The organism is Sphingobacterium humi (genome assembly GCF_009768885.1).
Taxonomy (GTDB): Bacteria; Bacteroidota; Bacteroidia; order Sphingobacteriales; family Sphingobacteriaceae; genus Sphingobacterium; species Sphingobacterium humi.
In genome coordinates, this window is sequence record NZ_WSQA01000004.1 from 59,517 (window position 1) to 80,466 (window position 20,950).

Annotated in this window: 19 protein-coding genes and 1 other RNA gene; 10 read left to right on the plus strand and 10 right to left on the minus strand. The window is 45.2% G+C overall.

The window, feature by feature from the left end; translation table 11 throughout:
* Positions 1 to 2: 2 nt before the first annotated feature.
* Positions 3 to 1,133: a tRNA guanosine(34) transglycosylase Tgt gene (gene tgt / locus GQF63_RS06290; protein WP_160368643.1), complete on the minus strand. Its 1,131-nt coding sequence runs from the start codon at positions 1,131 to 1,133 to the stop codon at positions 3 to 5.
* Positions 1,134 to 1,262: 129 nt separating this feature from the next.
* Between tgt and GQF63_RS06295 the strand changes: the two genes are divergently transcribed.
* Together GQF63_RS06295 and rsmG are read left to right on the plus strand one after the other, a co-directional pair.
* Positions 1,263 to 2,405 (plus strand): glycosyltransferase, encoded by a 1,143-nt coding sequence (locus tag GQF63_RS06295; protein WP_160368375.1) that lies wholly within the window; start codon positions 1,263 to 1,265, stop codon positions 2,403 to 2,405.
* A gap of 18 nt (positions 2,406 to 2,423) precedes the next feature.
* Positions 2,424 to 3,059, plus strand: a complete 636-nt coding sequence (gene rsmG / locus GQF63_RS06300) for a 16S rRNA (guanine(527)-N(7))-methyltransferase RsmG (RefSeq protein ID WP_160368376.1) — start codon at positions 2,424 to 2,426, stop codon at positions 3,057 to 3,059.
* Between the two features lie 157 nt (positions 3,060 to 3,216).
* On the opposite strand, the gene GQF63_RS06305 is transcribed toward rsmG, so the two are convergent.
* Positions 3,217 to 3,450, minus strand: coding sequence for a hypothetical protein (locus GQF63_RS06305; RefSeq protein ID WP_160368377.1), 234 nt, complete (start codon positions 3,448 to 3,450; stop codon positions 3,217 to 3,219).
* Positions 3,451 to 3,544: 94 nt separating this feature from the next.
* Here GQF63_RS06305 and dprA point away from each other — a divergent pair, with 94 nt between their 5' ends.
* From dprA to GQF63_RS06335, 6 genes are all read left to right on the plus strand, one after another.
* A complete protein-coding gene (dprA, locus tag GQF63_RS06310; RefSeq protein WP_160368378.1) occupies positions 3,545 to 4,642 on the plus strand; it encodes a DNA-processing protein DprA in 1,098 nt (365 codons plus the stop codon).
* 35 nt (positions 4,643 to 4,677) lie between these two features.
* Positions 4,678 to 6,219 carry an MFS transporter gene (locus GQF63_RS06315; protein WP_160368379.1) on the plus strand — a complete coding sequence of 514 codons (1,542 nt, stop codon included), beginning with the start codon at positions 4,678 to 4,680 and terminating at the stop codon, positions 6,217 to 6,219.
* A 1-nt stretch (position 6,220) separates the two neighbouring features.
* On the plus strand, positions 6,221 to 6,448 hold the full coding sequence (locus tag GQF63_RS06320) for a DUF6814 family protein (protein ID WP_160368380.1): 228 nt from the start codon (positions 6,221 to 6,223) through the stop codon (positions 6,446 to 6,448).
* A gap of 81 nt (positions 6,449 to 6,529) precedes the next feature.
* Positions 6,530 to 6,627, plus strand: an RNA gene (gene ffs, locus GQF63_RS06325) — signal recognition particle sRNA small type.
* A gap of 98 nt (positions 6,628 to 6,725) precedes the next feature.
* Positions 6,726 to 7,568: an acetyl-CoA carboxylase, carboxyltransferase subunit beta gene (gene accD / locus GQF63_RS06330; RefSeq protein WP_160368381.1), complete on the plus strand. Its 843-nt coding sequence runs from the start codon at positions 6,726 to 6,728 to the stop codon at positions 7,566 to 7,568.
* A 542-nt stretch (positions 7,569 to 8,110) separates the two neighbouring features.
* Positions 8,111 to 9,511 carry a sialate O-acetylesterase gene (locus GQF63_RS06335; RefSeq protein ID WP_246163356.1) on the plus strand — a complete coding sequence of 467 codons (1,401 nt, stop codon included), beginning with the start codon at positions 8,111 to 8,113 and terminating at the stop codon, positions 9,509 to 9,511.
* A 32-nt stretch (positions 9,512 to 9,543) separates the two neighbouring features.
* On the opposite strand, the gene GQF63_RS06340 is transcribed toward GQF63_RS06335, so the two are convergent.
* Positions 9,544 to 9,897: a hypothetical protein gene (locus tag GQF63_RS06340; protein ID WP_160368382.1), complete on the minus strand. Its 354-nt coding sequence runs from the start codon at positions 9,895 to 9,897 to the stop codon at positions 9,544 to 9,546.
* 104 nt (positions 9,898 to 10,001) lie between these two features.
* On the opposite strand from GQF63_RS06340, the gene GQF63_RS06345 reads away from it, so the two are divergent.
* Complete coding sequence (locus GQF63_RS06345; protein WP_160368383.1) at positions 10,002 to 10,337, plus strand: MerR family transcriptional regulator; 336 nt, start codon at positions 10,002 to 10,004, stop codon at positions 10,335 to 10,337.
* 3 nt (positions 10,338 to 10,340) lie between these two features.
* Here GQF63_RS06345 and GQF63_RS06350 read toward each other — a convergent pair whose 3' ends face one another.
* Genes GQF63_RS06350 through mutS form a run of 3 tightly spaced genes read right to left on the minus strand, consistent with a single transcriptional unit; the run spans position 10,341 to position 14,156 of the window.
* The gene (locus GQF63_RS06350; RefSeq protein WP_160368384.1) at positions 10,341 to 10,832 is read right to left on the minus strand and encodes a metallophosphoesterase family protein; all 492 of its coding nucleotides are present in this window, start codon (positions 10,830 to 10,832) and stop codon (positions 10,341 to 10,343) included.
* 1 nt (position 10,833) lies between these two features.
* Positions 10,834 to 11,541, minus strand: a complete 708-nt coding sequence (locus GQF63_RS06355) for a tRNA1(Val) (adenine(37)-N6)-methyltransferase (RefSeq protein ID WP_160368385.1) — start codon at positions 11,539 to 11,541, stop codon at positions 10,834 to 10,836.
* Between the two features lie 8 nt (positions 11,542 to 11,549).
* The gene (gene mutS, locus GQF63_RS06360) at positions 11,550 to 14,156 is read right to left on the minus strand and encodes a DNA mismatch repair protein MutS (RefSeq protein ID WP_160368386.1); all 2,607 of its coding nucleotides are present in this window, start codon (positions 14,154 to 14,156) and stop codon (positions 11,550 to 11,552) included.
* Positions 14,157 to 14,354: 198 nt separating this feature from the next.
* On the opposite strand from mutS, the gene mtgA reads away from it, so the two are divergent.
* The gene (gene mtgA, locus GQF63_RS06365; protein WP_160368645.1) at positions 14,355 to 15,098 is read left to right on the plus strand and encodes a monofunctional biosynthetic peptidoglycan transglycosylase; all 744 of its coding nucleotides are present in this window, start codon (positions 14,355 to 14,357) and stop codon (positions 15,096 to 15,098) included.
* Positions 15,099 to 15,118: 20 nt separating this feature from the next.
* Here mtgA and GQF63_RS06370 read toward each other — a convergent pair whose 3' ends face one another.
* From GQF63_RS06370 to GQF63_RS06385, 4 genes are all read right to left on the minus strand, one after another.
* The gene (locus GQF63_RS06370) at positions 15,119 to 16,159 is read right to left on the minus strand and encodes an isoaspartyl peptidase/L-asparaginase family protein (RefSeq protein ID WP_160368387.1); all 1,041 of its coding nucleotides are present in this window, start codon (positions 16,157 to 16,159) and stop codon (positions 15,119 to 15,121) included.
* 429 nt (positions 16,160 to 16,588) lie between these two features.
* Positions 16,589 to 17,923: a DUF5125 domain-containing protein gene (locus tag GQF63_RS06375; RefSeq protein ID WP_160368388.1), complete on the minus strand. Its 1,335-nt coding sequence runs from the start codon at positions 17,921 to 17,923 to the stop codon at positions 16,589 to 16,591.
* On the minus strand, positions 17,920 to 19,410 hold the full coding sequence (locus GQF63_RS06380; protein WP_246163357.1) for an endo-1,6-beta-glucanase: 1,491 nt from the start codon (positions 19,408 to 19,410) through the stop codon (positions 17,920 to 17,922). The genes GQF63_RS06375 and GQF63_RS06380 overlap by 4 nt, the downstream gene beginning before the upstream one ends.
* A gap of 11 nt (positions 19,411 to 19,421) precedes the next feature.
* Positions 19,422 to 20,942 (minus strand): RagB/SusD family nutrient uptake outer membrane protein, encoded by a 1,521-nt coding sequence (locus GQF63_RS06385; protein WP_160368389.1) that lies wholly within the window; start codon positions 20,940 to 20,942, stop codon positions 19,422 to 19,424.
* Positions 20,943 to 20,950: the final 8 nt, after the last annotated feature.

Sequence of the window (20,950 nt, forward strand, 5' to 3'; positions counted from 1 at the left end):
AATTATAAGCGTTGGCCTAAAATTTTAACCATTTTATTTTTCCAATCATAGAAGGTGCCTTCGATGATTTTCTCACGCGCCTGTTCCACTAACCAAAGATAAAAATGTAGATTATGTAAAGAGGCAATTTGTGCACCTAAAATTTCTTGCGAACGGATTAAGTGGCGTAGATAAGCTTTTGTATGCACCTGATCCACCAAAAGATCACTTTCCGCTTCAATAGGGCTGAAGTCATCTTTCCATTTCTCGTTCTTGATATTAATAATCCCGTTTTGGGTAAACAACATGCCGTTCCGAGCGTTCCGCGTGGGCATCACACAGTCGAACATATCAATACCCAGGGCAATATTTTCCAGAATATTCACAGGCGTTCCTACCCCCATCAAATAGCGCGGTTTGTCCTGAGGAAGAATATTGGTCACTACCTCGGTCATCGCGTACATCTCTTCTGCGGGTTCCCCAACAGATAAACCACCGATAGCATTTCCTTCCCGGTTAAAGGAAGCGATGGTTTCTGCGGATTTCTCGCGCAGGTCTTTGTATACCGACCCCTGTACAATCGGGAATAAAGTCTGATCATAACCATATAAAGGCTCGGTTTGATCAAAACGATCGCAGCAACGCTTTAACCAACGATGGGTCATATCTAAGGAGCGGCGCGCGTATTTATAATCACAAGGATAAGGAGTACACTCATCGAATGCCATAATAATATCGGCACCGATGATGCGTTGGGTATCCATAACATTCTCTGGCGTAAACAAGTGTTTCGACCCGTCGATATGCGAGCGGAAGGTTACCCCTTCTTCGCGAATCTTACGCACTTCGGTTAAGGAATACACTTGGTAACCTCCCGAGTCTGTCAAAATCGGCTTATCCCAATTATTGAATTTATGCAGACCACCTGCTTTGTTCAACACCTCCAATCCGGGGCGCAGGTACAGGTGGTAGGTATTTCCGAGAATAATTTGCGCTTGAATATCATTCACTAACTCGTGCTGGTGCACGGCTTTCACCGTTCCGGCGGTACCTACCGGCATGAAAATCGGTGTTTTTATGGTTCCATGGGCGGTTTCGATTTCTCCGGCCCGGGCTCTTGATCCTTTATCTTGTGCTTGCAGCGTAAATTTCATACTCATTTTTAATCCAGCGCAAAAATACTATAAAAATCTGAGCGTGGCGCATTTCCCACGGTTAATTCGCATTTATTAACATCCTGCCGACAGAATTCCTCGGATAAGCCTTATCTTTGTGCCTGTTGTATGGATGTAGCAATTAATATTCACCTCAAAATGGTCTATTTCCCGCTTGGGATTTTGGCCTTCCTGTTGTTATTTCAACTGTATTACATCCTGTTTGTATACAGCAAGTTGGCCCGTTATCGGGTTCAATCGGTTTCAGATCGCCCTGATTTCCCGCCGGTATCGGTTATAATCTGTGCCCATAACGAGCAGGAAAACCTGAAAGCCTATTTGCCAAGCATCCTGAATCAAGACTATCCCGACTTTGAAGTTATTGTGGTCAACGACTGTTCTGAAGACGACACAAAATGGATCTTGCAGGATATGTGCGCCCTTTACCCGCGGCTTCGCGTGGTGGAAATCAAAGAGCATATCCAACTGAAGCACAGTAAAAAATTCGCCTTAACCATGGGGATTAAGGGGGCAAAGCATGAAAGCCTACTCCTTTGCGATGCCGACTGCGAGCCGAATAGCGAACATTGGATCAAGGAAATGACAGGCGGCCTTGAGTCGCCAACAGAATTGGTTTTAGGCTATTCGCCCTATTTTAAATTCAAAGGCTTTTTAAATCGGCTTATCCGGTTTGAAACCACCCATACCGCCATGAGCTACCTCTCTTATGCCTTAAAGCGCGACGCCTATATGGGTGTAGGCCGCAACCTGGCCTATAGCAAGGCCTTATTTTTCAAAGGCAAAGGATTCAATGCGCATATGCACATCAAATCTGGCGATGATGACCTGTTTGTTAACCAAAACGCGACCAAGCAGAATGTGCGTATATCCATCCATCCGGATGCGCATGTATATTCCATGCCGAAGCTGACCTGGAAAAGCTATTACAAGCAGAAAGCCAGACATTCCGGCGCATCGGTTATCTATAAAAAGCGCCACCAGCGCATGCTGGGCACCCAATTGATTACGGCATTGCTGTTTTATATGTGCCTAATTGTTTGTCTGGCCCTGTTTCCGAGCCTGTGGTACCTGCCAGTTGGCGCCTATTTCCTTCGCCTGATCTGCCAATTGCTGGTCTTTCGGCCGATTTATAAGAAATTAGCCGTATCCGACCTCCTCGTATGGCTCCCTATTTTAGATTTATATTATTATTTTTATATCTGTTTCAACGGCTTGTTCAATCGATCAAAGAAGCAAGTTGCTTGGAAATAATCCCCAAAACCAATACCCGTGAATCCAACAGTCGATATTATATACGAACATTTTCCGAAGTTAACGGACCTGCAGAAAGAACAGTTTGCCAAACTAGCTGAGTTATATCCCTTCTGGAACGATCAGATTAATGTGGTTTCCCGCAAAGACATCGAGAGTCTTTATTTAAAGCATGTGCTGCATTCCTTGGGCATTGCGAAGTTTATCACGGAGTTTGCTCCCAATACACGCATCCTGGATGTAGGTACCGGTGGTGGATTCCCAGGTATTCCTTTGGCCATTATGTTCCCTGAGGTGAAGTTTCACCTGGTCGACTCCATCGGCAAGAAAATTAAGGTGGTGCGTGAAGTGGCGGCAGGTTTAGGGCTTAATAATGTGGAAGCCGATCATATCCGTGCCGAGCAGCTGGATTATAAATACGACTTTGTGGTATCGCGTGCTGTTACACGTTTAGGCGATTTTATTCCCTGGATCCGCAATAAATTCGAGAAGAAAGACAGAAACGGGATTCCGAACGGCATCCTCTATTTAAAAGGTGGCGACTTACGCGAAGAAATTAAAGAAGCCAAGGTGAAAGCGGAACTCCATCCCCTATCCAGCTACTTTAAAGATGAATTCTTCGATACTAAATATGTGGTTTATGTGCCTATGTAGGCCATAAGCCCCAGCGTAGCACCTCCCTTCCATTCGCCCGAGCGGCAAATTATAGACAAGCTATATTTCACGTAAGTTAAATTTTATACATAGGCATTAATTATTTCCGTAATCAATGCCTATATTTAGCTAACGTAAATACGATTAAATCAAGACACTATTGTTCTGTAAACTTTTTAATCTCTTGTCCTATGCTATTAATTTCCTCATCCATTCCGAACATGGGTAAACCCGTCTCCGGGTGTAATTTCAACCATGTCGTATCGGTATCTTTGATAATCTGCACATATTCCTGTCCATCTTTAAACACGGTATAAGTATCCTTTTCATCCGGAAATACGGAATAGGTTATACCGGCAATCTCAATATCAAAGGGTTCTTGTAATTCCATTCTTTATTCGTTTAAGGACAAAGTTAATCAATAAATTCCAATCGAGCCTTGCAGAAGGCCCTTCGAAACATTATCTTTATTGAACCTAAACAGCATGAGTTTCATCGAAAAAATTGCATTAACCAAGATTAAGGGCATTGGCCCGAAGTTAAGCCGGCAACTCCTGGCTTATTTTGGCTCTGTGGAAAACCTTTTTAGCTGCCCTGAAAAAGAGCTGCGTGCTGTTCCTGGCATCAGTCATCAACTCATTCAACATATTCGCTGCAGTGCTACTTTTAAGGCCGCCGAACAGGAGGCCAACCTCATTGCGCAACATCAAATTCAAGCCATCTGGTTTGAAGATGAGGCCTATCCCAATCGCTTACGGCATTGTGAAGATGCCCCCTTGCTGTTATACAGCTATGGGCACATGAATTTTAACGGCCCAAAAATGGTGAGTATCGTTGGCACCCGCAATGCTACCTATTATGGCAAAAAGATTGTCGATGAGCTCTTAGCAGGGCTCAAAGAAATTGGCGCCTATGTGGTCAGTGGCTTAGCCTTAGGCATTGATATCCTGGCTCACCAAGCCTGCATAAAGCAGGAGGTGCCCAATGTCGCGGTTTTAGGCCATGGCTTAGGCACTATATATCCGGATAGCAACCGACGCTATGTGGGCGATATTATGGCAAACGGAAGCCTACTGACTGAATTCAATTACCGCGCCCTGCCCGAGAAATGCAACTTTCCGATGCGCAATCGCATTATTGCCGGCATGAGCGATGTGACAGTGGTTGTGGAAGCAGGCAATAAAGGCGGTGCCTTAATTACCGCATCCTATGCCAATGATTATAACCGGGATGTATGCGCCTATCCTGGCGGCATCGATCAGCCTTATTCTGCGGGATGCAATCAATTAATCAAGGATAACCAAGCGCATTTAATCCGCCATGCTGAAGATTTAATCGAGCTGATGTCCTGGCAAAACCGAACAGCAGCCTCACCCAAAGCGGTGCAGCTATCGCTTATTCCCAGCATGAATAGCGAACAACTCGCCGTTTACCAATACTTGCGCGACCATGGGGAAACCGGCATCGACAGCCTTGCCGCCCACTTGGATTGGCCCGCCAGCAAAATGGCCGCCACCCTCCTCGAAATGGAATTGCAAGGCCTCCTCCACGCCCTACCGGGAAAAACCTATAAAAACCTGTAAACAATTATATTACCATCATAAACCTAGAACTTCATATGCAAGAACAAGTTAGTAAAAAAGGAATTTGGAAGGTCATCGGCGCTTCCTCCTTAGGTACCCTAATCGAGTGGTACGACTTTTTTATCTTCGGCAGTTTGTCGATTGTCATTTCCACCAAATTCTTCCCTTCCGACAATCCGACGGCCGCCTTCCTTTCTACCCTCGCCACCTTTGCCGCCGGTTTCGTGGTACGACCTTTCGGCGCCTTATTCTTTGGCCGTCTGGGCGACCTGATTGGCCGCAAATATACCTTTATGGTTACTTTGCTCCTCATGGGTGGGGCCACCTTCCTCATCGGTTGTATACCCAGTTACGAAAGCATAGGCTATTTTGCGCCAGCCATTGTGTTGATACTCCGCTTGTTACAAGGCTTGGCCTTGGGCGGCGAATATGGCGGTGCCGCCACTTACGTTGCTGAACATGCCCCACAAGGAGAACGCGGTTATTGGACGTCCTGGATTCAAACGACGGCCACCTTCGGTTTGTTTATTTCCTTAGTCGTTATTTTGGTTACCCGTTTTTTCCTTTCCGAGGCTCAATTTGACTTATGGGGCTGGCGTGTGCCCTTCCTTCTCTCCATTTTAATGGTTTATGTGTCCTATTTGATTCGTAAAAACATGGATGAATCGCCGGAATTTACCAAGGCGAAAAAAGAAGGTAAAACCTCGAAAAACCCACTACAAGAAAGTTTCGGCAATAAGTATAATTTAAAATTTGTGCTCTTGGCGCTCTTTGGTGCTGCTATGGGTCAAGGTGTCGTTTGGTATACGGGTCAGTTCTATTCCATGAGTTTTATGAAGACCGTGATGAATCTGGACTCCGATCAGGCGGATATGATTCTGGGGATAGCCCTCCTATTCGCCACGCCGTTCTTTGTGGTGTTCGGGAAGCTCTCCGACCGGGTTGGCCGCAAATGGGTGATGCTAACAGGCATGCTCCTGGCTGTGTTAACCTATCGCCCTATCTACGAGGCGATGTACCAAGTCACCAACCTCAGCAATAAGCAGGAAGTCAGCAGCAGCGCAGCCGATGTTTCCCAACGTGTAGAAACCGCCGAGGGCTATGATGAAGTCAGCCATATTGAAAAGACCTATAGCGACGGCACGAGTCTAAAAACGACAACAACCGCACATTACCTCATCGATGGTAGCCCGAAAAATAATAGCGAAGGAAAGAATACGCTGGTTAAAAACACCGTCCATATCTCCGGAGGGAATTATGTATACCTGATCTTTTTAATTTTTATACAGGTTATTTACATCACTTTGGTGTATGGCCCTATTGCAGCCTTCTTGGTAGAAATATTCCCGGTAAAAATACGCTACACCTCCATGTCGCTACCCTACCATATCGGAAACGGTATTTTCGGAGGATTGCTGCCGGCCGTATCCACCTACCTGGCCAGTAATGCTAAGATGGCGCAGGATCCAAGCTTCTACTTAGAAGGCTTATGGTATCCGATTATTATCTCAGCGGTATGTTTTATTATCGGTGCGTTGTATATTAACAAGAATATGGTAGCTAAAGACTTAAACTAACATGGAATCATTAAAGAAAATATTAGGTATCGTTTGGATTATCCTGGCCCTATTAGCGGCTTATTTCTGTATTGCGAAATTTGGCCTGCCGAAAATCCTTTCCGGCCACCAAGAAGATGTCGTCTTCGGGATTATTATCCTCTTTATCCTGACGCCGATTATCTCCTGTGGGCTTGCATTTTTCGGATTTTACGCCCTTACCGGCGAGTATCATAAAGAAAAGATGTAATTTTTTCACTGACAATCAGCGGTATACTGAAACATTACAATTAAGTTTTCCGAAACATTAATTTTTTGTTACTTTTGCCGTGGGTAAGTCCTCTACGACCAGCTCCTATTGACTCCCCCAGGTTGGGAACAAAGCAAGGGTATTTAGTTGAGCGGTGCGATAGAGGGAGCTTACCCATTTTTTATTTGGTACCCTCCCCTGTTGCATCATCATTTTGATTTCCTCCACCACATGTTAGATATTTTTTGTTTATTTGTAATCCGATTAACGTTAGTCTATGAGTTGGTTTAAAAGAAACAAAGCAGGAATTCATACTGCGACTGAGAATAAAAAAGAGGCTCCTGATGGTATGTGGAACAAGTGTCCCAACTGTAAGAAGCCTTTATTAAATGTAGAGCAAGTAGAAAACAAATACGTTTGCCATTATTGCGATTACCATATCCGCATCGGTTCTACGGCTTATTTCTCGATTTTATTTGATAATAACGAATACACCGAATTATTCCCTAACCTGAAAGCAGGTGACCCCCTAAATTTCGTCGATTCAAAACCTTACAAAGAGCGTTTGGTAGATAGTCAAGCCAAAACAGGCTTAAACGATGCCTTACGTTCCGCGGTAGGCAAGTTAAATGGACAAGAGTTGGTGGTGGCTTGTATGGACTTCTCCTTTATTGGCGGATCTATGGGTTCTGTTGTTGGGGAGAAAATCGCCCGTTCCATCGATTATTGTATCGAACATAAATTACCATTTATGCTGATCTCCAAATCTGGTGGTGCCCGCATGATGGAAGCAGCCTTCTCCTTAATGCAGATGGCGAAAACATCCGCAAAATTAGCCTTGTTAAGCCAAGCGAAGTTGCCGTATATCTGTTTACTTACAGACCCAACTACTGGTGGGGTAACAGCATCTTATGCCATGCTAGGTGATATTAATATCGCGGAACCCGGCGCCCTTATCGGTTTCGCTGGCCCTCGGGTAATTAAAGAAACCATTAAAAAAGATTTACCAAAAGGATTCCAAACCTCCGAATTCGTGCTTGAGCACGGCTTCTTAGACTTTATTGTGGATAGAAGACAACTGAAAGAAAAAGTAGCTACCTTCCTGAAATTGGTCGGATAAGCTTCGAATAAATTTTTAAAACGCCTCGCATAGATGTATGCGAGGCGTTTTGGTTTATAAGGGGTTTAAGCTGCTTTTAGCACTAAGCTTTTTTGCGGCTTTGTAGTGGCTTTTGTGAAGCGTATGAAAGCTTATTGCAAAGGGGTTTGAAAGGGGGGAGAAAGGGGGGAGAAAGGGGGGAGAAAAGGAAGTGAACTGGCTGTCATCGTGCTGTCATCGTGAGCGGAGTCGAACGACTGGTACGTCAGTACAGGTCGTAAACTAAGGCTGGTAGTGTTTTTAACCTACAACACGTGTATTAAAGTGTTATTATTAAGCTCTTTATGTATGATTGATTGTACTGACGTACCAGTCGTTCGACTCCGCTCACGATGACAATGCGATGACAATGCGATGACAAACGTGATCACAGTTCACAAGGACAAAAAAACGTAATAACAAACCATGCCCAGCTCCCCTCCCCCTTTATCGCAAAAACAGAAAGTACAGGATGGATTTCCCTTGCGATTTCGTAAATTCGAGAAACGAACCTAATCTACAACATGACTATTAAACATTTGGGGCTTTGCCTGCTCAGCTTTTTTGTGGTTATTCATACCGCTATGGCGCAATTGCGTCTTCCTAACTTTTTCTCGGACCATATGGTCTTGCAGCGCAATACCGAGCTCAATTTCTGGGGTTGGGGTGGCGCAAACCGACAAATTAAGGTGATTGGCTCTTGGTTTCAAGATACCGTGAAAACTAGAGTGGATTATAATGGTAAATGGGCGGTAAAATTACCTGCCGGAAAAGCAGGTGGCCCTTATACCTTGAAGGTGATTTCCAATGAAACGGAAACCCTGGAATTATCCGATATCCTCTTGGGCGATGTGTTCCTATGCTCGGGGCAGTCGAATATGGAATGGGGTGGCAACCAGAACCTGAAAGAAATAATGGATGAATTGCCAAGTGCCAATAATCCGCAAATCCGTTTCTTGCAGGCCAGCCGCGTGGCGGCGAGCAATCCGCAAGAAAACCTGCCGAACAGCTGGACGACCTTAAGCGCTGAAACCTTAAAGCCTTTTTCGGCTATTGGTTATTTCATTGCTAAGGAAATCAATAAAGAAATCAATGTGCCTATTGGCGTTATCAATGCGAGCTGGGGCGGAACCGGCGCGGAGGTATGGACGCCGAACCATTTAATTGTAAACGATCCGTTCTTATTGAAATATGCCAAAATGCAGGACATCAATAATTACCGCCCTTATGAAGGCGGTGTATTGTGGAACAGCATGGTGCATCCCTACGCAGGATATAACCTCACCGCAGCCTATTGGTACCAAGGAGAAAGCAATGTAGGCTACTACCCGAGCTATGATAAGCTCATGAAAACCTTAATAGGCTCTTGGCGTGCTGCCTGGAATCAGGAATTCCCGTTCTACTTTGTCCAGATCGCGCCTTTTGCCTACAATTCCAAGGATGGCCCGAAAGCCGCCTACCTGCGCGAATTGCAAGCGAAGACGGCGGTAGAAATGCCAAAAACAGGCATGGTGGTGATAACCGACCTGGTAGACAATATTAAAGATATACACCCGGTACAGAAGAAAGCTGTTGCTAAACGCTTATCGGATATGACCCTTGCGGAGGTTTACGATCGTCCGATCAAGGAATATAAATCACCGATTTATAAATCGCATGTCGTTAAAGGCAACCAGATTGAGGTCTCCTTTTACTATGTAGAGGATGGTTTAAAAGCAAAGGGTCCGATCAGCGAGCTATTTATTGCCGGTGAAGATATGCAGTTTCACCCTGCTCAAGGCAGCATCCAAGGCAACAAGCTCCTGGTGAGTGCTAAAGAAGTTAAAAATCCAGTGGCCGTGCGGTTTGGATTTACCGAAACCGCCATGCCGAACCTGTTTAACAGCAAAGGATTACCGGTGTCGCCGTTCCGCACCGACAAGTAATAAAAAAGGCCTGTAATTCATTTGCAGGCCTTTTATTTTGTTCCTAAAAAGGCCATAAAGCTGTATAGTTTTCTTTTTTTGAGGTAGCTTAAATCCCGTTGATGAGTATAGGCTTCCCGCTCAAAGGAGATGTGGTAGTAAGCTTTTTGAAAATCTTTGTATTGCAGATAGCGCAGCAGGAACTCCGTGAGGTACCAGATGTAAAACGGCAGGATAAGCAGCTCTAATGCCTGGATGATGTGTATGCGTTCGTGGTTTAGGAGCACCTGATCGGTCTTATCGCGGCGATAGCGCAAGAAAATAAAGGGAAATATGGTAATGGCCTGTGCTTTCCCGAAGGAGAAAAACCGGGTCCAAAACCGACTGACAATAACCTTTCCTTTCATGGGACTAAATTTACAAAATAGCGGCAAACTTTATTAAGCTGCTGTATTTTTTGATTTTCAAACATAGATTGTATATTTGTTTTAATCATCAACAGGAAAATTACATGCCTTACAAAGATCGGGAAATAAACAAATTGTATTATACAATGGGGGAAGTCACTGAAATGTTCAGTGTGAATGCTTCGCAGATTCGATTTTATGAGCGTGAATTTGACATCCTGCAACCCAAGAAAAATAAAAAAGGGAATCGCCTGTTTACCCAGAACGATATCGCTAACTTAAAGATTATCTTCAACTTAGTAAAAGACAAAGGGTACACTCTTCAAGGTGCTCGTGACTTCTTGCGCAGTAATAAAAACGAAGCTAAGGAGAATCAACGGGTAATCGACTCGTTAGAGAAATTGAAGAGTTTCTTATTAGATGTACGCGATAACCTGTAGGTTTTAGCGTGGATTCAACTCAATAACTTCCAGATTTTCTATTTTACCCCCGTTTATATCGAAACGCATTAAGGTTCTAACTTGATGCCAGCCGTGTTTTCCGGCCGCACCGGGGTTCAAATGTAACAATTCCAATTTCGGATCGTATTGTACCTTCAGGATATGGGAATGCCCGCAGATAAATAGTTTGGGGGGATTCTTGCTGATTTCAGGTTTCACCAAGGGGCTGTATTTTCCGGGATAGCCACCAATATGGGTCATCCACACATCCAGACCTTCACAGGTAAAGCGTAGGTGCTCGGGATATTGTAAACGGATATCCTTGCCATCGATGTTACCATATACGCCACGTAAAGGCTTAAAAGCGGCAAGCTCTTCAATCAGTTCCATGTTGCCGAAATCGCCGGCATGCCAGATTTCATCACAATCTTTAAAGTAGGTGAATACTGCTTTATCTAAATAACTGTGGGTGTCTGACAGCAATCCAATTTTCATATTAAAAAGCTAAGAAAAAGTTGCGTAATAACTGTTTATAGGCCGCTGTATAGACGGCGCGATCGGCATAGATCTGCAAGTCCTCTTCTTGCAGCTGGCTCCCCTGTTGTCGGGAAAAGCTGAGGATATAACGAATGACCTCGCTGTTGGCAAAGGAACGGATATGCAGGATCTGCTGCAGGTATAAGCCCTGTTTCTCGGCTTCGATCTGTAAAAAATTGCGCAGTTCAGCCGGAACAATCAGCTGCAATTCCCCATTCGGGTTGAGCTGAGCGGCTGCAAAAGCCAATAAGCCCTTAAAAAAAGCTTCATCGGTATGTTTGGCTGTTTTTTTCCGGGCATCCGGGTTATGCAGGGAGTTGATGTAAAATGGCGGATTGGAAACAATCAGATCAAAGTTTACCGGCACCTTCCAGTGGAAAATATCGGTATGGGCTATATGTAAGCGCTCCTTAAAGGGTGATTTTTGGAAGTTCTGCTGGGCTGTTTCCGCAGCCAGCTGATCGATTTCTACCCCCCATACCTGCGCCTGCTCAAAACGTTGGGCCAACATCAGGGCTATGACACCCGTTCCGGTGCCAATGTCTAGGATGTGGCGGGCCTGCTCGCTGAAGGCATAGGCCCCCAATAACACGCCATCGGTATTGATGCGCATCGGGCAGTTGGCCTGATCGACTTCAAATCCTTTAAACTGAAAGATAGAACCCATGGTTTATGTTAGTTTTTCAGTAGGCGCTGGATTTCATCCAACTTCATCAAGGCCTCGACTGGTGTCAGGGTATTGACGTCCAGGTTATTCAGCATGTCTCTAATTTTTTCCAACACTGGGTCGTCAATGGCAAACATCTGCAATTGATAGGCCTGTTTTTGAATTTTACGCATGCTGTCCTTAATCTTCTCGCCACCGGTGCGCTCCTGTTCCAGGCGTTTCAAGATTTCTCCGGCACGTCCAATCAGTTTTGGTGGCATACCGGCGAGCTTGGCTACGTGGATACCGAAGCTATGTTCGGAACCGCCGGGAACTAGCTTCCGCAGGAAGATGACTTTATTGTTGAGCTCCTTCACACTGACATTGTAGTTTTTAATGCGTGGCATGGAGTTACAGAGTTCATTTAATTCGTGGTAGTGGGTGGCAAAGAGGGTTTTTGCACGGGCCGCCGGATGGCTATGCAGGAACTCGGCGATGGCCCAGGCGATGGAAATACCATCGTAAGTACTGGTTCCGCGTCCAATTTCATCCAATAAGATCAAGCTTCGATCCGAGAGGTTATTCATGATACTGGCCGTCTCGTTCATTTCCACCATAAAGGTCGATTCGCCCGAAGACAGGTTATCTGAGGCCCCCACGCGGGTAAAGATCTTATCGACCACACCCAGGTAGGCTTCTTTAACGGGTACAAAGGAACCGATTTGCGCCATCAGGACGATCAGTCCGGTTTGGCGTAAGATGGCCGACTTACCGGCCATGTTAGGCCCGGTGATAATAATAATCTGCTGGGCTTCCGGGTCGAGGTAGGTATCGTTGGTAATGTAGTCTTGCCCGATTGGCAGGTTCTTCTCGATAACGGGGTGTCGCCCGCCTTTGATATCGATAATCTTACCTTGGTTCACCTCAGGCTTCACATAGAAGTTTTTCTCGGCAATGCTCGCAAAGTTAAGCAGTACATCCAGTTTGGCGATTAGTTGGGCGTTTAACTGGATAGGCTTGATATAGGCTGAAATAGCGATCAGCAGTTCGGCATAGAGTCTATTTTCGATCTGTTGGATCTTCTCTTCGGCTCCTAAAATCTGTTCTTCGTATTCTTTAAGCTCCTCGGTGATGTACCGTTCTGCATTAACGAGGGTCTGCTTCCGGATCCAGCCTTCCGGCACCTTATCTTTATGGGTATTGGTTACTTCTAAATAATAGCCAAACACATTGTTGAAGGCTATTTTTAACGAAGGGATTCCCGTTGCTTCGGATTCGCGTTTCTGAATTTCTAAAAGGTAATCTTTTCCCCCGAAGGCTACTTTGCGGAGTTTATCCAGGTCGGCATCTACCCCATCGGCAATTACATTCCCTTTATTCAAGGCCACGGGAGGCTCGGCTTGTAAGCTGCGTTCAATCTCTTCCCGTATCAGCAGGCAAGGATTTAGCTGTTCTGAAATGACGCGTAAGGAGTTGCTTTCGGCAGCATTTGTCATTTCCTTCAGCTTCTCGATGGCGTATAAAGCCCGTTTTAATTGGGCAATTTCCCGTGGATTGGCTTTTTGCAAACCAATCTTAGAGATTAAGCGCTCCAGGTCACCTACCTGTCTAATTTCCTGAATCAACTCTTCACGCAGGGCTTTATTCTTATAGAAATAATCCACCACCTGCAGGCGTTCGTTAATGCTTTTCTCTTCTTTCAGGGGCATCACGATCCAACGTTTCAACAAGCGTGCCCCCATCGGGGAGGCTGTTTCATCGAGCACATCCGACAGGGTAGTTGCATTTTCATTGTTGGAGCCTATTAATTCGAGGTTGCGGATGGTAAAGCGATCTAACCACATGTAGCGATCTTCTTCAATCCGGGAGATGTTGGAGATGTGTTGCAGGTTGCGATGCTCTGTTTCATTCAGGTAATGCAAAGCGACGCCCGCCGCAATAATTCCTACCGGCATGCGATCGATACCAAAGCCTTTCATGGAGTTGACCTCGAAATGCTTCAACAGGTTTTCCGAGGCATAATCGCCGGTATAGGGCCATTCATCCAGGGTATAGGTATAATAGGAGGATCCAAATTCCTCCACAAACTCTTTATATTGTTTTTTCGGCAAGATGACCTCGGTAGGCTTAAAGCCTTGCAAAAGCTTATCGATATAAGCGACATTGCCTTGGGCGACCAAGAATTCGCCGGTTGAAATATCTAAGAAGGAAATACCGAGGGTTTGTTTATCAAAAAAGAGGGAAGCCAGGTAATTGTTTGATTTTTGCTGAACGATGTTCTCGTTGTAGGATACACCGGGGGTCACCAATTCGGTTACACCGCGTTTGACGATGGTCTTGGTTTGCTTTGGATCTTCCAGCTGATCGCAGATGGCGACGCGCTGTCCGGCACGTACCAACTTGGGTAGGTAGGTTTCCAAGGAATGGTGTGGAAATCCGGCCAATGCGGTTTCGGACTCCGAGCCATTGCCCCGTTTGGTAAGTACAATACCTAGAATTTTTGCGGCCTTTACTGCGTCCTCCCCAAATGTTTCATAAAAATCACCCACTCGAAACAACAATAAGGTGCCAGGGTATTTGGCCTTAATGCTGTTATATTGCTGCATTAAAGGGGTTTGCTTCTTCTCTTTTGCCAAGGTATTATCTTTTTTGAATGAGTTGTAAAAATAGCAGAATTGTGGCGATTTGCCAAACGATGTGGCCCATACTTATGCGATTCGCTCGTACCCTACTGGCAAAGGCCAAGCAATTATACGCCTTCCCTATTTTTTGATGCGCCAATATGTGTTATAACTAAAAAAATACCTTTAGCTTTGCATCAAAATTTTGCATTAATGGCCATTAAGCGTTCTACAAAAACGAATAAAAAGAAAGTAAGCAAGGCAAGCAAAGGGTCGGTTTTTAAACGTATAATCCTGCCCTGGACCTTAAGAGCCTTCGCTGCCTTTTTCATCATTAGCATCTTGTGGGTGATTGTGCTTCGTTTTATCAATCCTCCGATTACGCATTTGATGCTACAGCGAGCTTTTGAGCGTAAAGCTGCAGGGAAGGAATGGAAAATAGAACGGCAGTGGCTTGCTTATTCGGATATGTCGGATAACCTGAAGCGTGCCGCCTTGGCGGGTGAAGATGCGCATTTTATGACGCATCATGGCTTTGATACCGACGCTATTAAGCAAGCGATGGAGCGCAATAAGGAAGGCAGAACCTTACGGGGCGGGAGTACAATTAGTCAGCAAACCGCTAAAAATGTATTCCTTTGGCCGGGACGTTCCTGGTTTCGGAAAGGCTTGGAGACTTACTTTACGGTGCTGATTGAGGTATTTTGGTCGAAAAAGCGTATTCTGGAAGTCTACTTGAATGTGATAGAGATGGGGCAAGGGGTTTATGGTGCAGAGGCAGCCTCACAATATTATTTCCATAAATCGGGGCGTAGCCTAACCAAAAAGGAAGCCGCCTTGATTATTGCGATTCTCCCGAGTCCGCAGAAATGGGATGCACGACGACCTTCAGCTTATATCAACCGCCGGGCCAACGCCATTGTACGGTATTTAAATTATTATAAAATCCCTGAGTAGGCTACTCAGGGATTCTTTTTTTACTTATAGATTTCCACTTTTATCTTCCCGTCTTCGGTGACTGTTCCGCGGTACATCCCTTCGGTATTGAAGGGCATGGCTACCTGTCCATTTTTATCCAAGGCAATTAAGCCACCATCACCGCCCATTTCACCGATGCGCTCAATCACCTGTGCTGCGGCTTTTTTCAAGGGTGTTTTACCGTATTTCATGCGTGCAGCAACATCGTATGCCGCATTGGCACGGATAAAGAACTCGCCCCAACCGGTGCAGGAGATGGCGACATTCGTATTGTCGGCATAGGTGCCGGCTCCAATAATCGGGGAATCGCCTACCCTACCGAATTTCTTATTGGTCATACCGCCCGTCGAGGTTCCAGCAGCGAGGTTTCCTTGCTTATCTAAGGCCACACAACCTACGGTTCCAAACTTATCATCTTTCACAAAAGGCGCAATGGAGGTTTGCTTGCCGGAATGATCCAGTTGTGTTTTCTCGGAATCTTCTTTTAGAAGTCGCTGCAAGGCATCCCAACGGAATTGCGTCCAGAAGTAAGACGGATCGACAACCGTTAGTCCGACGCGTTGCGCAAAATCCTCAGCTCCCTTGCCTACCATCATCACATGCTCGGATTGATCCATGACGGCACGTGCGGCAGAAATCGGGTTTTTGATGGTGCCAATGCCGGCAACAGCACCCGCCTTCAGCGTTTTCCCGTCCATAATGGAAGCATCCAGCTCATTCTTCCCATCATGGGTGAAGACAGCCCCCTTCCCCGCATTAAACAGCGGCGAATCTTCCATAACATGAATGGCAGCCTCTACGGCATCTAAGCTCGCTTTCCCGGCCTTTAATTGTGCATAGCCCGCTTCTAAGGATTGCGTCAATACAGAAATATAGGCCTTCTCGAGGGAGTCAGTCATATTTTTCTTTAAAATAGTACCCGCACCACCATGAATAACCAATACATACTTGGTGTTTTTTTTCTGCTGGGCAGCACTGTCTTGAGGTAGCATCATAATTCCTACAATTGATAAAACAGCTAATAAGGAACGAATTTTCATAATAAATGGTGTTATTGTTCAAATTAACAGAAATTTGTTGAGATATGAGAGGGGAGATGACATCCGTTTTAGCCTTGCTGTCATCGTACTGCGATCGTGCTGTCATCGTGAGCGGAGTCGAACGACTGGTACGTCAATACAATCAGCAATACCTAACACGCTTATTAACAATACTATTGGTACATAAATGCAAATTTCGATTATCTTTTTCCCATCGCAATAAAAAGCGGACTAGGAAAAATTCCTAGTCCGCTTTAATCTTAATTAATTATAAAAAGGTAGTCTTTGATTGCACTGACGTACCAGTCGTTCGTGGTTCGTGGTTCGACTCCGCTCACCATGACAAAGTGGTAACAAAATGATGACAAAGCGGTCTAACTACTATATACTAAATACTTAATACTAACTACTAAATACTAATACTCCCATCTACTTCCTCACCACCTCCAACTTTGCGGCGTTATTTCCTGGCGATAGGTCTACCGTAAAGACATAAGTTTTGCCGGCTTCCAGTTGTTTTCCGGCGACTAAGCCTAAGTTTCCGGAGTCTCGGCCGTTGGTTCCATCCCCTACAAAGACGATGTCGCTGTTGCTGCTGAGGTCGGTATGTTTAAATTCACCGCCCCAATTCTTTTGGTGGAAGAACTTGAAGTTGATGTTATCGGCTTTTACGGTTGTGCCTGCGACCACTGTTACGCGATATTTTTTACCACCGATTGGTGCTAAGCACAATGCTTTATCCGGGTTCCAGCCGACTTCATTGCTGGCCACTTTCGGTTTACCAATGCCTTCACCGATAATCCAAATGGCACCCGTGCCGTCCGCATTTAAGCTGGCCAGGTTATTGCCCGACATGGCTTCCACTTTAAAGTACTCCTTATCGAAGTCTGCCGTAATGCGGTATTTGCCAGTCATGGCATTAAAGAAGTACTGATCGCCTTCTTTGCGGATAAAATCACTATCGATCCACCAATTACTTAAGCCTTCGATGCCATCGATAACCATTTCTTCGTTCATGGCCAGGTTCAAGTCCACGCTATACAGGTTCTCCCCTTGCAAGCGCATGCCGTTGCCATTGATGGCATAGCCAATGATAAACGGACTGGCTTCGTAGCTAAAGGTATTGAAGGCGATGGTATACTGCCCCGACACCGAATTAGAGAAGGGGATATTCGTGGTAGACCCTTCCGTAACGGCTTCACCGTTCCAGCCGAAGAGGATTTTATTACCCTGTGCTCCAAAAGCCGGTGCTTCGATATAGCCATTTACTTTAAACGGCAGGTTTTCCGTAAGCTCGTATTGGTTTGCTGCTTTTCGTAAAAGCTTATAGGTCTTTCCTTCGGTAATCAGGTTCAGGAAAGGGAACTCCGGACGCGATAAAGGCAGATCGGCCAGCAATTCTGTTTTCACGAGCTCCACATTTTGCGCGGTAAAGCGTAGGGTCGCCGTTCCGTTTGGCACTTGCTTTAAGAAAGGTACAAACAACTTGCCCTCATACTCGCCATAGGCATTGGTACGGATGGTTTGACTGGCTACAACCTCTTCGCTGAAGAGCAATTCTGCTTTTAAGGTCGATAGTTCTTTACCTTGATCGGCGACTTTAACTTTATAGACTATGCTATCGCCAAAAAAGGCGGCATTAGGTTTTGTGACGATTTCTACTGTAGGCTTTCCCCCACCTACAGGAACGATAAACTCCTCTTTACAGCCGAACAACACGGCAAAGATGAGTCCTAGGGCGGCATAATTGATTAATCTTCTCATTTTTTCCAAGTATAAGAGACAACGGATGCTGCAGGAACTTCATAGGAGAAATGGTTTTTACCATCATCGAGGGTAATTCTGCTCGTTTCTCCGGATTCATTCAACAAGACAAAGGCATAACTGCCATCAGTATTTTTAAATGCAGCGTATTGCAAGCCATTTGCTACATAGCCTGAAGTGCCAATGCGGACAGCTCCGGGTTTTACAACTGATGACAGATGCCCGATAATATAGTAGTGTGAATTTTTGCGTATGGTTTTATAATCATTCTTACTGATATCGACGGCGCCATAACAGGTTTGGCAGCCACCTTCTCGGTTTGGACCTCTATCGGAATCTAACATCAGATTCCACACGATAACACCTTTGGCCCAATTATTTACGGTACCTAAAGCTACTTCGCGCATGTCCTCAATTAAGCGTTTACCCAAGTTATTGCCATCATTCCAGGTTCCGATGGATGTTTCGGTAAAGATGAGGTCTTTGTTGGGTGCCTTTTGATGAATATCGAGTAATTCGGCTTTATCGCCGCCATAATTATGATAGGCTGCTCCAGCGAAGAAAGCCGCAGCAACCGCATCCTCATAAATCTTTACGGGATAATCTTCCTGATCGGCCATATCATCATAATTGTAGTTATGGTCGAAGGCATATATTTTAGTCGTTAAGCCTGCAGCCTTAAGCTTTGGCCCGAGTGCTGTTTTTACAAAGGCCAACTGCTCTTGCCAGTGCATTACCATAGATGCGGAGTTTTTATCGTTCAATGGCTCATTCTGCGGGGTGATGGAATAGATATTGATTCCTTCTTTTTGCAGAGCCTGAATCCATTTCACGAAGTAGGTCCCGTAATCTTGGTAATATTTAGGGTTTAAGTGTCCGCCCGTCCAGGAGTTATGCGCGCCTAGGCTGGCCAGGTTGTTCACCTTCATCCAAAGGGGTGCCGTCCATGGGGAGCCCATAATTTTTAAGGAAGGATTGATGGCCAATATTTCCTTTAATACAGGGATGACATATTTTATCTCCTCCTCTTGCAGGGCGAAATTGGCTATACCCGGTTCATCGTTCAGGGTATACTCGCTCAAGGAAAAGTCGGAACATCCAATGGCAATGCGGATATAGCTTTGCCCCATGCCTTCGGTTGGCGAGAAAGTTTCCTTGAGAAATTTCGCACGATCCTGGCTTGTCATTTTCAATAAATTATAAGCCGCAGAGCCTGTTATGGCCGAACCGAAGCCATCCATGGTTTGGAATTTCGTCGTTTCATCGAGTTTTATCGTCTTTGGCGACATGTTGGATGTCTTGCTAAAGTCGATAAAGGATTTCTTGAAATCCCTGGACAGGGAGGCTGTGGTGGTGTAAATCTTTACGTCGCCTGAAGTAGGCTCGTTGGGTTGCTCAGGCGTGACATTCACCGCATCATTACCGCAAGCAGTAAATACAGAGCTAAATATGGTTCCAAAAAGGATAAGTTTCTTTAAATTCATCATAATAGGGCAAATTAATAACCTAGGTTTTGTTTGATTTTAGAATTCTGGTCGATAATGGCCTGCGGAATTGGCAAGCGGTAAGAATTCACGGAAAATGGATATACTTGAGCTTTTCGGCCTTCGTCTTTGCCATATACGGCATTCATCACCGATTCTACCTTATTCAGGCGCACCAGATCAAACCAGCGATGTCCTTCGAAAGCGAGCTCCAATCTTCTTTCTTTTAGCAGGGCTTCCAACATCGCTTCTTTACTGGCTTTCACCGCTGAGCTTAGCTTAGGCAGCTTCACACGTTGTCTTACCTGATCGATAATCGCTGCTGCAGCCGTTAGGTTTGGCGTTGGCCCATTGATTAAGGCTTCCGCTTTTAACAAAAGGATATCTGCATAACGGAATTTGATGATGCTACTGTAGGCTGAGCGGGTTTTGTACATAAAGGGGTAATTATTGGATGGGTAATAATTACTCCAGGTGGTTTGATAATAGACCACAGACTCGCTGAATCGGATTTGATCGCCTTCGGTTTGGAAGGTTTTAATTAAATCGCGTGATGGGGTAACCCATTTTGCCCAAGTAAAGTTGCTGTTATAGTTGGACAGGTCGCGACCGAACATCCAGGTCACCCAGTTGCCGGCACCCACGAAGAATTGTGATTCTAAAATGGATTCGCGTGTATTTCTCATTTTGGCATCGGCAGATCCTTCCTGTACGCCAAATAGATTGGTGAAATCAGGCTCCAGGCTAAAACCATCGGCTGCCACATCATCTGCATATTGGATAACTTTGTTGTAATCGCGCAGGGGTTTTTCGGCATATACCTTGGCCAATAAGGCCTTGGCTACCGATTTGGAGAATTTGGTTTTATCGTTGTTGTTATTTGCCGGTGCATCTGGAATGGCTTCTAACAAATCTTTTTCAATTTGCTGATAGGCTTCCTTCTCTGTTTTTTGCTCCGGGAAATACTGCGGATACACTTCTTCCAAGGTTTCCTCGGTAATATCGCCTGCAACGGTTGTTATCACGGGAATATCGCCCCAAAGGCGCACCATATCAAATAAAATCATGGCGCGGAAAATCTTAGCTTCCGCTTTATAGCGATTTTTCAGCGCTGTTGTCAGTGCTGGATCTTGCACCCCATCGATATTGACGATCAGGAGGTTTGCACGGCCTATATCTTCCATATAGCGTCTCCAGTCGCGTTCAATAACGGAGTTGGACCCCTCAATGGAATTGTTTTCAAATGGAACGACTTCTGCCCCGGTTGTTCCTGCGTAGGCATTGTCGGCATGCGATTCGGCAATCAGCAATAAGTCCATGTACCAGTGTTCCTGGCGATCGCGCATTTGATTGTAGAGGGTCGTCATATGACCATCTACTGCGGCTTTATCTTTAAATACGACTTTTTCACCTTCTTCATTGACGCCTTCAGTCACATCGGAATAGGTATCCAAGGGATCCTTATCCAAAGAACAGCTAGAAAAGACGCCTAAATTCAAAAGGATCAATGCGGTATATATGTATTTTCTTTTCATTTTTCTGC

Excerpts from the sequence above, each read along its gene's own strand:
- tgt (WP_160368643.1), bottom strand. The coding sequence starts at position 1,133 with ATGAAATTTACGCTGCAAGCACAAGATAAAGGATCAAGAGCCCGGGCC.
- GQF63_RS06370 (WP_160368387.1), bottom strand. The coding sequence starts at position 16,159 with ATGAAAATTCGTTCCTTATTAGCTGTTTTATCAATTGTAGGAATTATG.
- GQF63_RS06375 (WP_160368388.1), bottom strand. The coding sequence starts at position 17,923 with ATGAGAAGATTAATCAATTATGCCGCCCTAGGACTCATCTTTGCCGTG.
- GQF63_RS06345 (WP_160368383.1), top strand. The coding sequence starts at position 10,002 with ATGCCTTACAAAGATCGGGAAATAAACAAATTGTATTATACAATGGGG.
- GQF63_RS06350 (WP_160368384.1), bottom strand. The coding sequence starts at position 10,832 with ATGAAAATTGGATTGCTGTCAGACACCCACAGTTATTTAGATAAAGCA.
- GQF63_RS06315 (WP_160368379.1), top strand. The coding sequence starts at position 4,678 with ATGCAAGAACAAGTTAGTAAAAAAGGAATTTGGAAGGTCATCGGCGCT.
- GQF63_RS06355 (WP_160368385.1), bottom strand. The coding sequence starts at position 11,541 with ATGGGTTCTATCTTTCAGTTTAAAGGATTTGAAGTCGATCAGGCCAAC.
- GQF63_RS06320 (WP_160368380.1), top strand. The coding sequence starts at position 6,221 with ATGGAATCATTAAAGAAAATATTAGGTATCGTTTGGATTATCCTGGCC.
- GQF63_RS06295 (WP_160368375.1), top strand. The coding sequence starts at position 1,263 with ATGGATGTAGCAATTAATATTCACCTCAAAATGGTCTATTTCCCGCTT.
- GQF63_RS06380 (WP_246163357.1), bottom strand. The coding sequence starts at position 19,410 with ATGATGAATTTAAAGAAACTTATCCTTTTTGGAACCATATTTAGCTCT.
- mtgA (WP_160368645.1), top strand. The coding sequence starts at position 14,355 with ATGGCCATTAAGCGTTCTACAAAAACGAATAAAAAGAAAGTAAGCAAG.
- GQF63_RS06335 (WP_246163356.1), top strand. The coding sequence starts at position 8,111 with ATGACTATTAAACATTTGGGGCTTTGCCTGCTCAGCTTTTTTGTGGTT.
- GQF63_RS06305 (WP_160368377.1), bottom strand. The coding sequence starts at position 3,450 with ATGGAATTACAAGAACCCTTTGATATTGAGATTGCCGGTATAACCTAT.
- dprA (WP_160368378.1), top strand. The coding sequence starts at position 3,545 with ATGAGTTTCATCGAAAAAATTGCATTAACCAAGATTAAGGGCATTGGC.
- GQF63_RS06340 (WP_160368382.1), bottom strand. The coding sequence starts at position 9,897 with ATGAAAGGAAAGGTTATTGTCAGTCGGTTTTGGACCCGGTTTTTCTCC.
- GQF63_RS06385 (WP_160368389.1), bottom strand. The coding sequence starts at position 20,942 with ATGAAAAGAAAATACATATATACCGCATTGATCCTTTTGAATTTAGGC.
- accD (WP_160368381.1), top strand. The coding sequence starts at position 6,726 with ATGAGTTGGTTTAAAAGAAACAAAGCAGGAATTCATACTGCGACTGAG.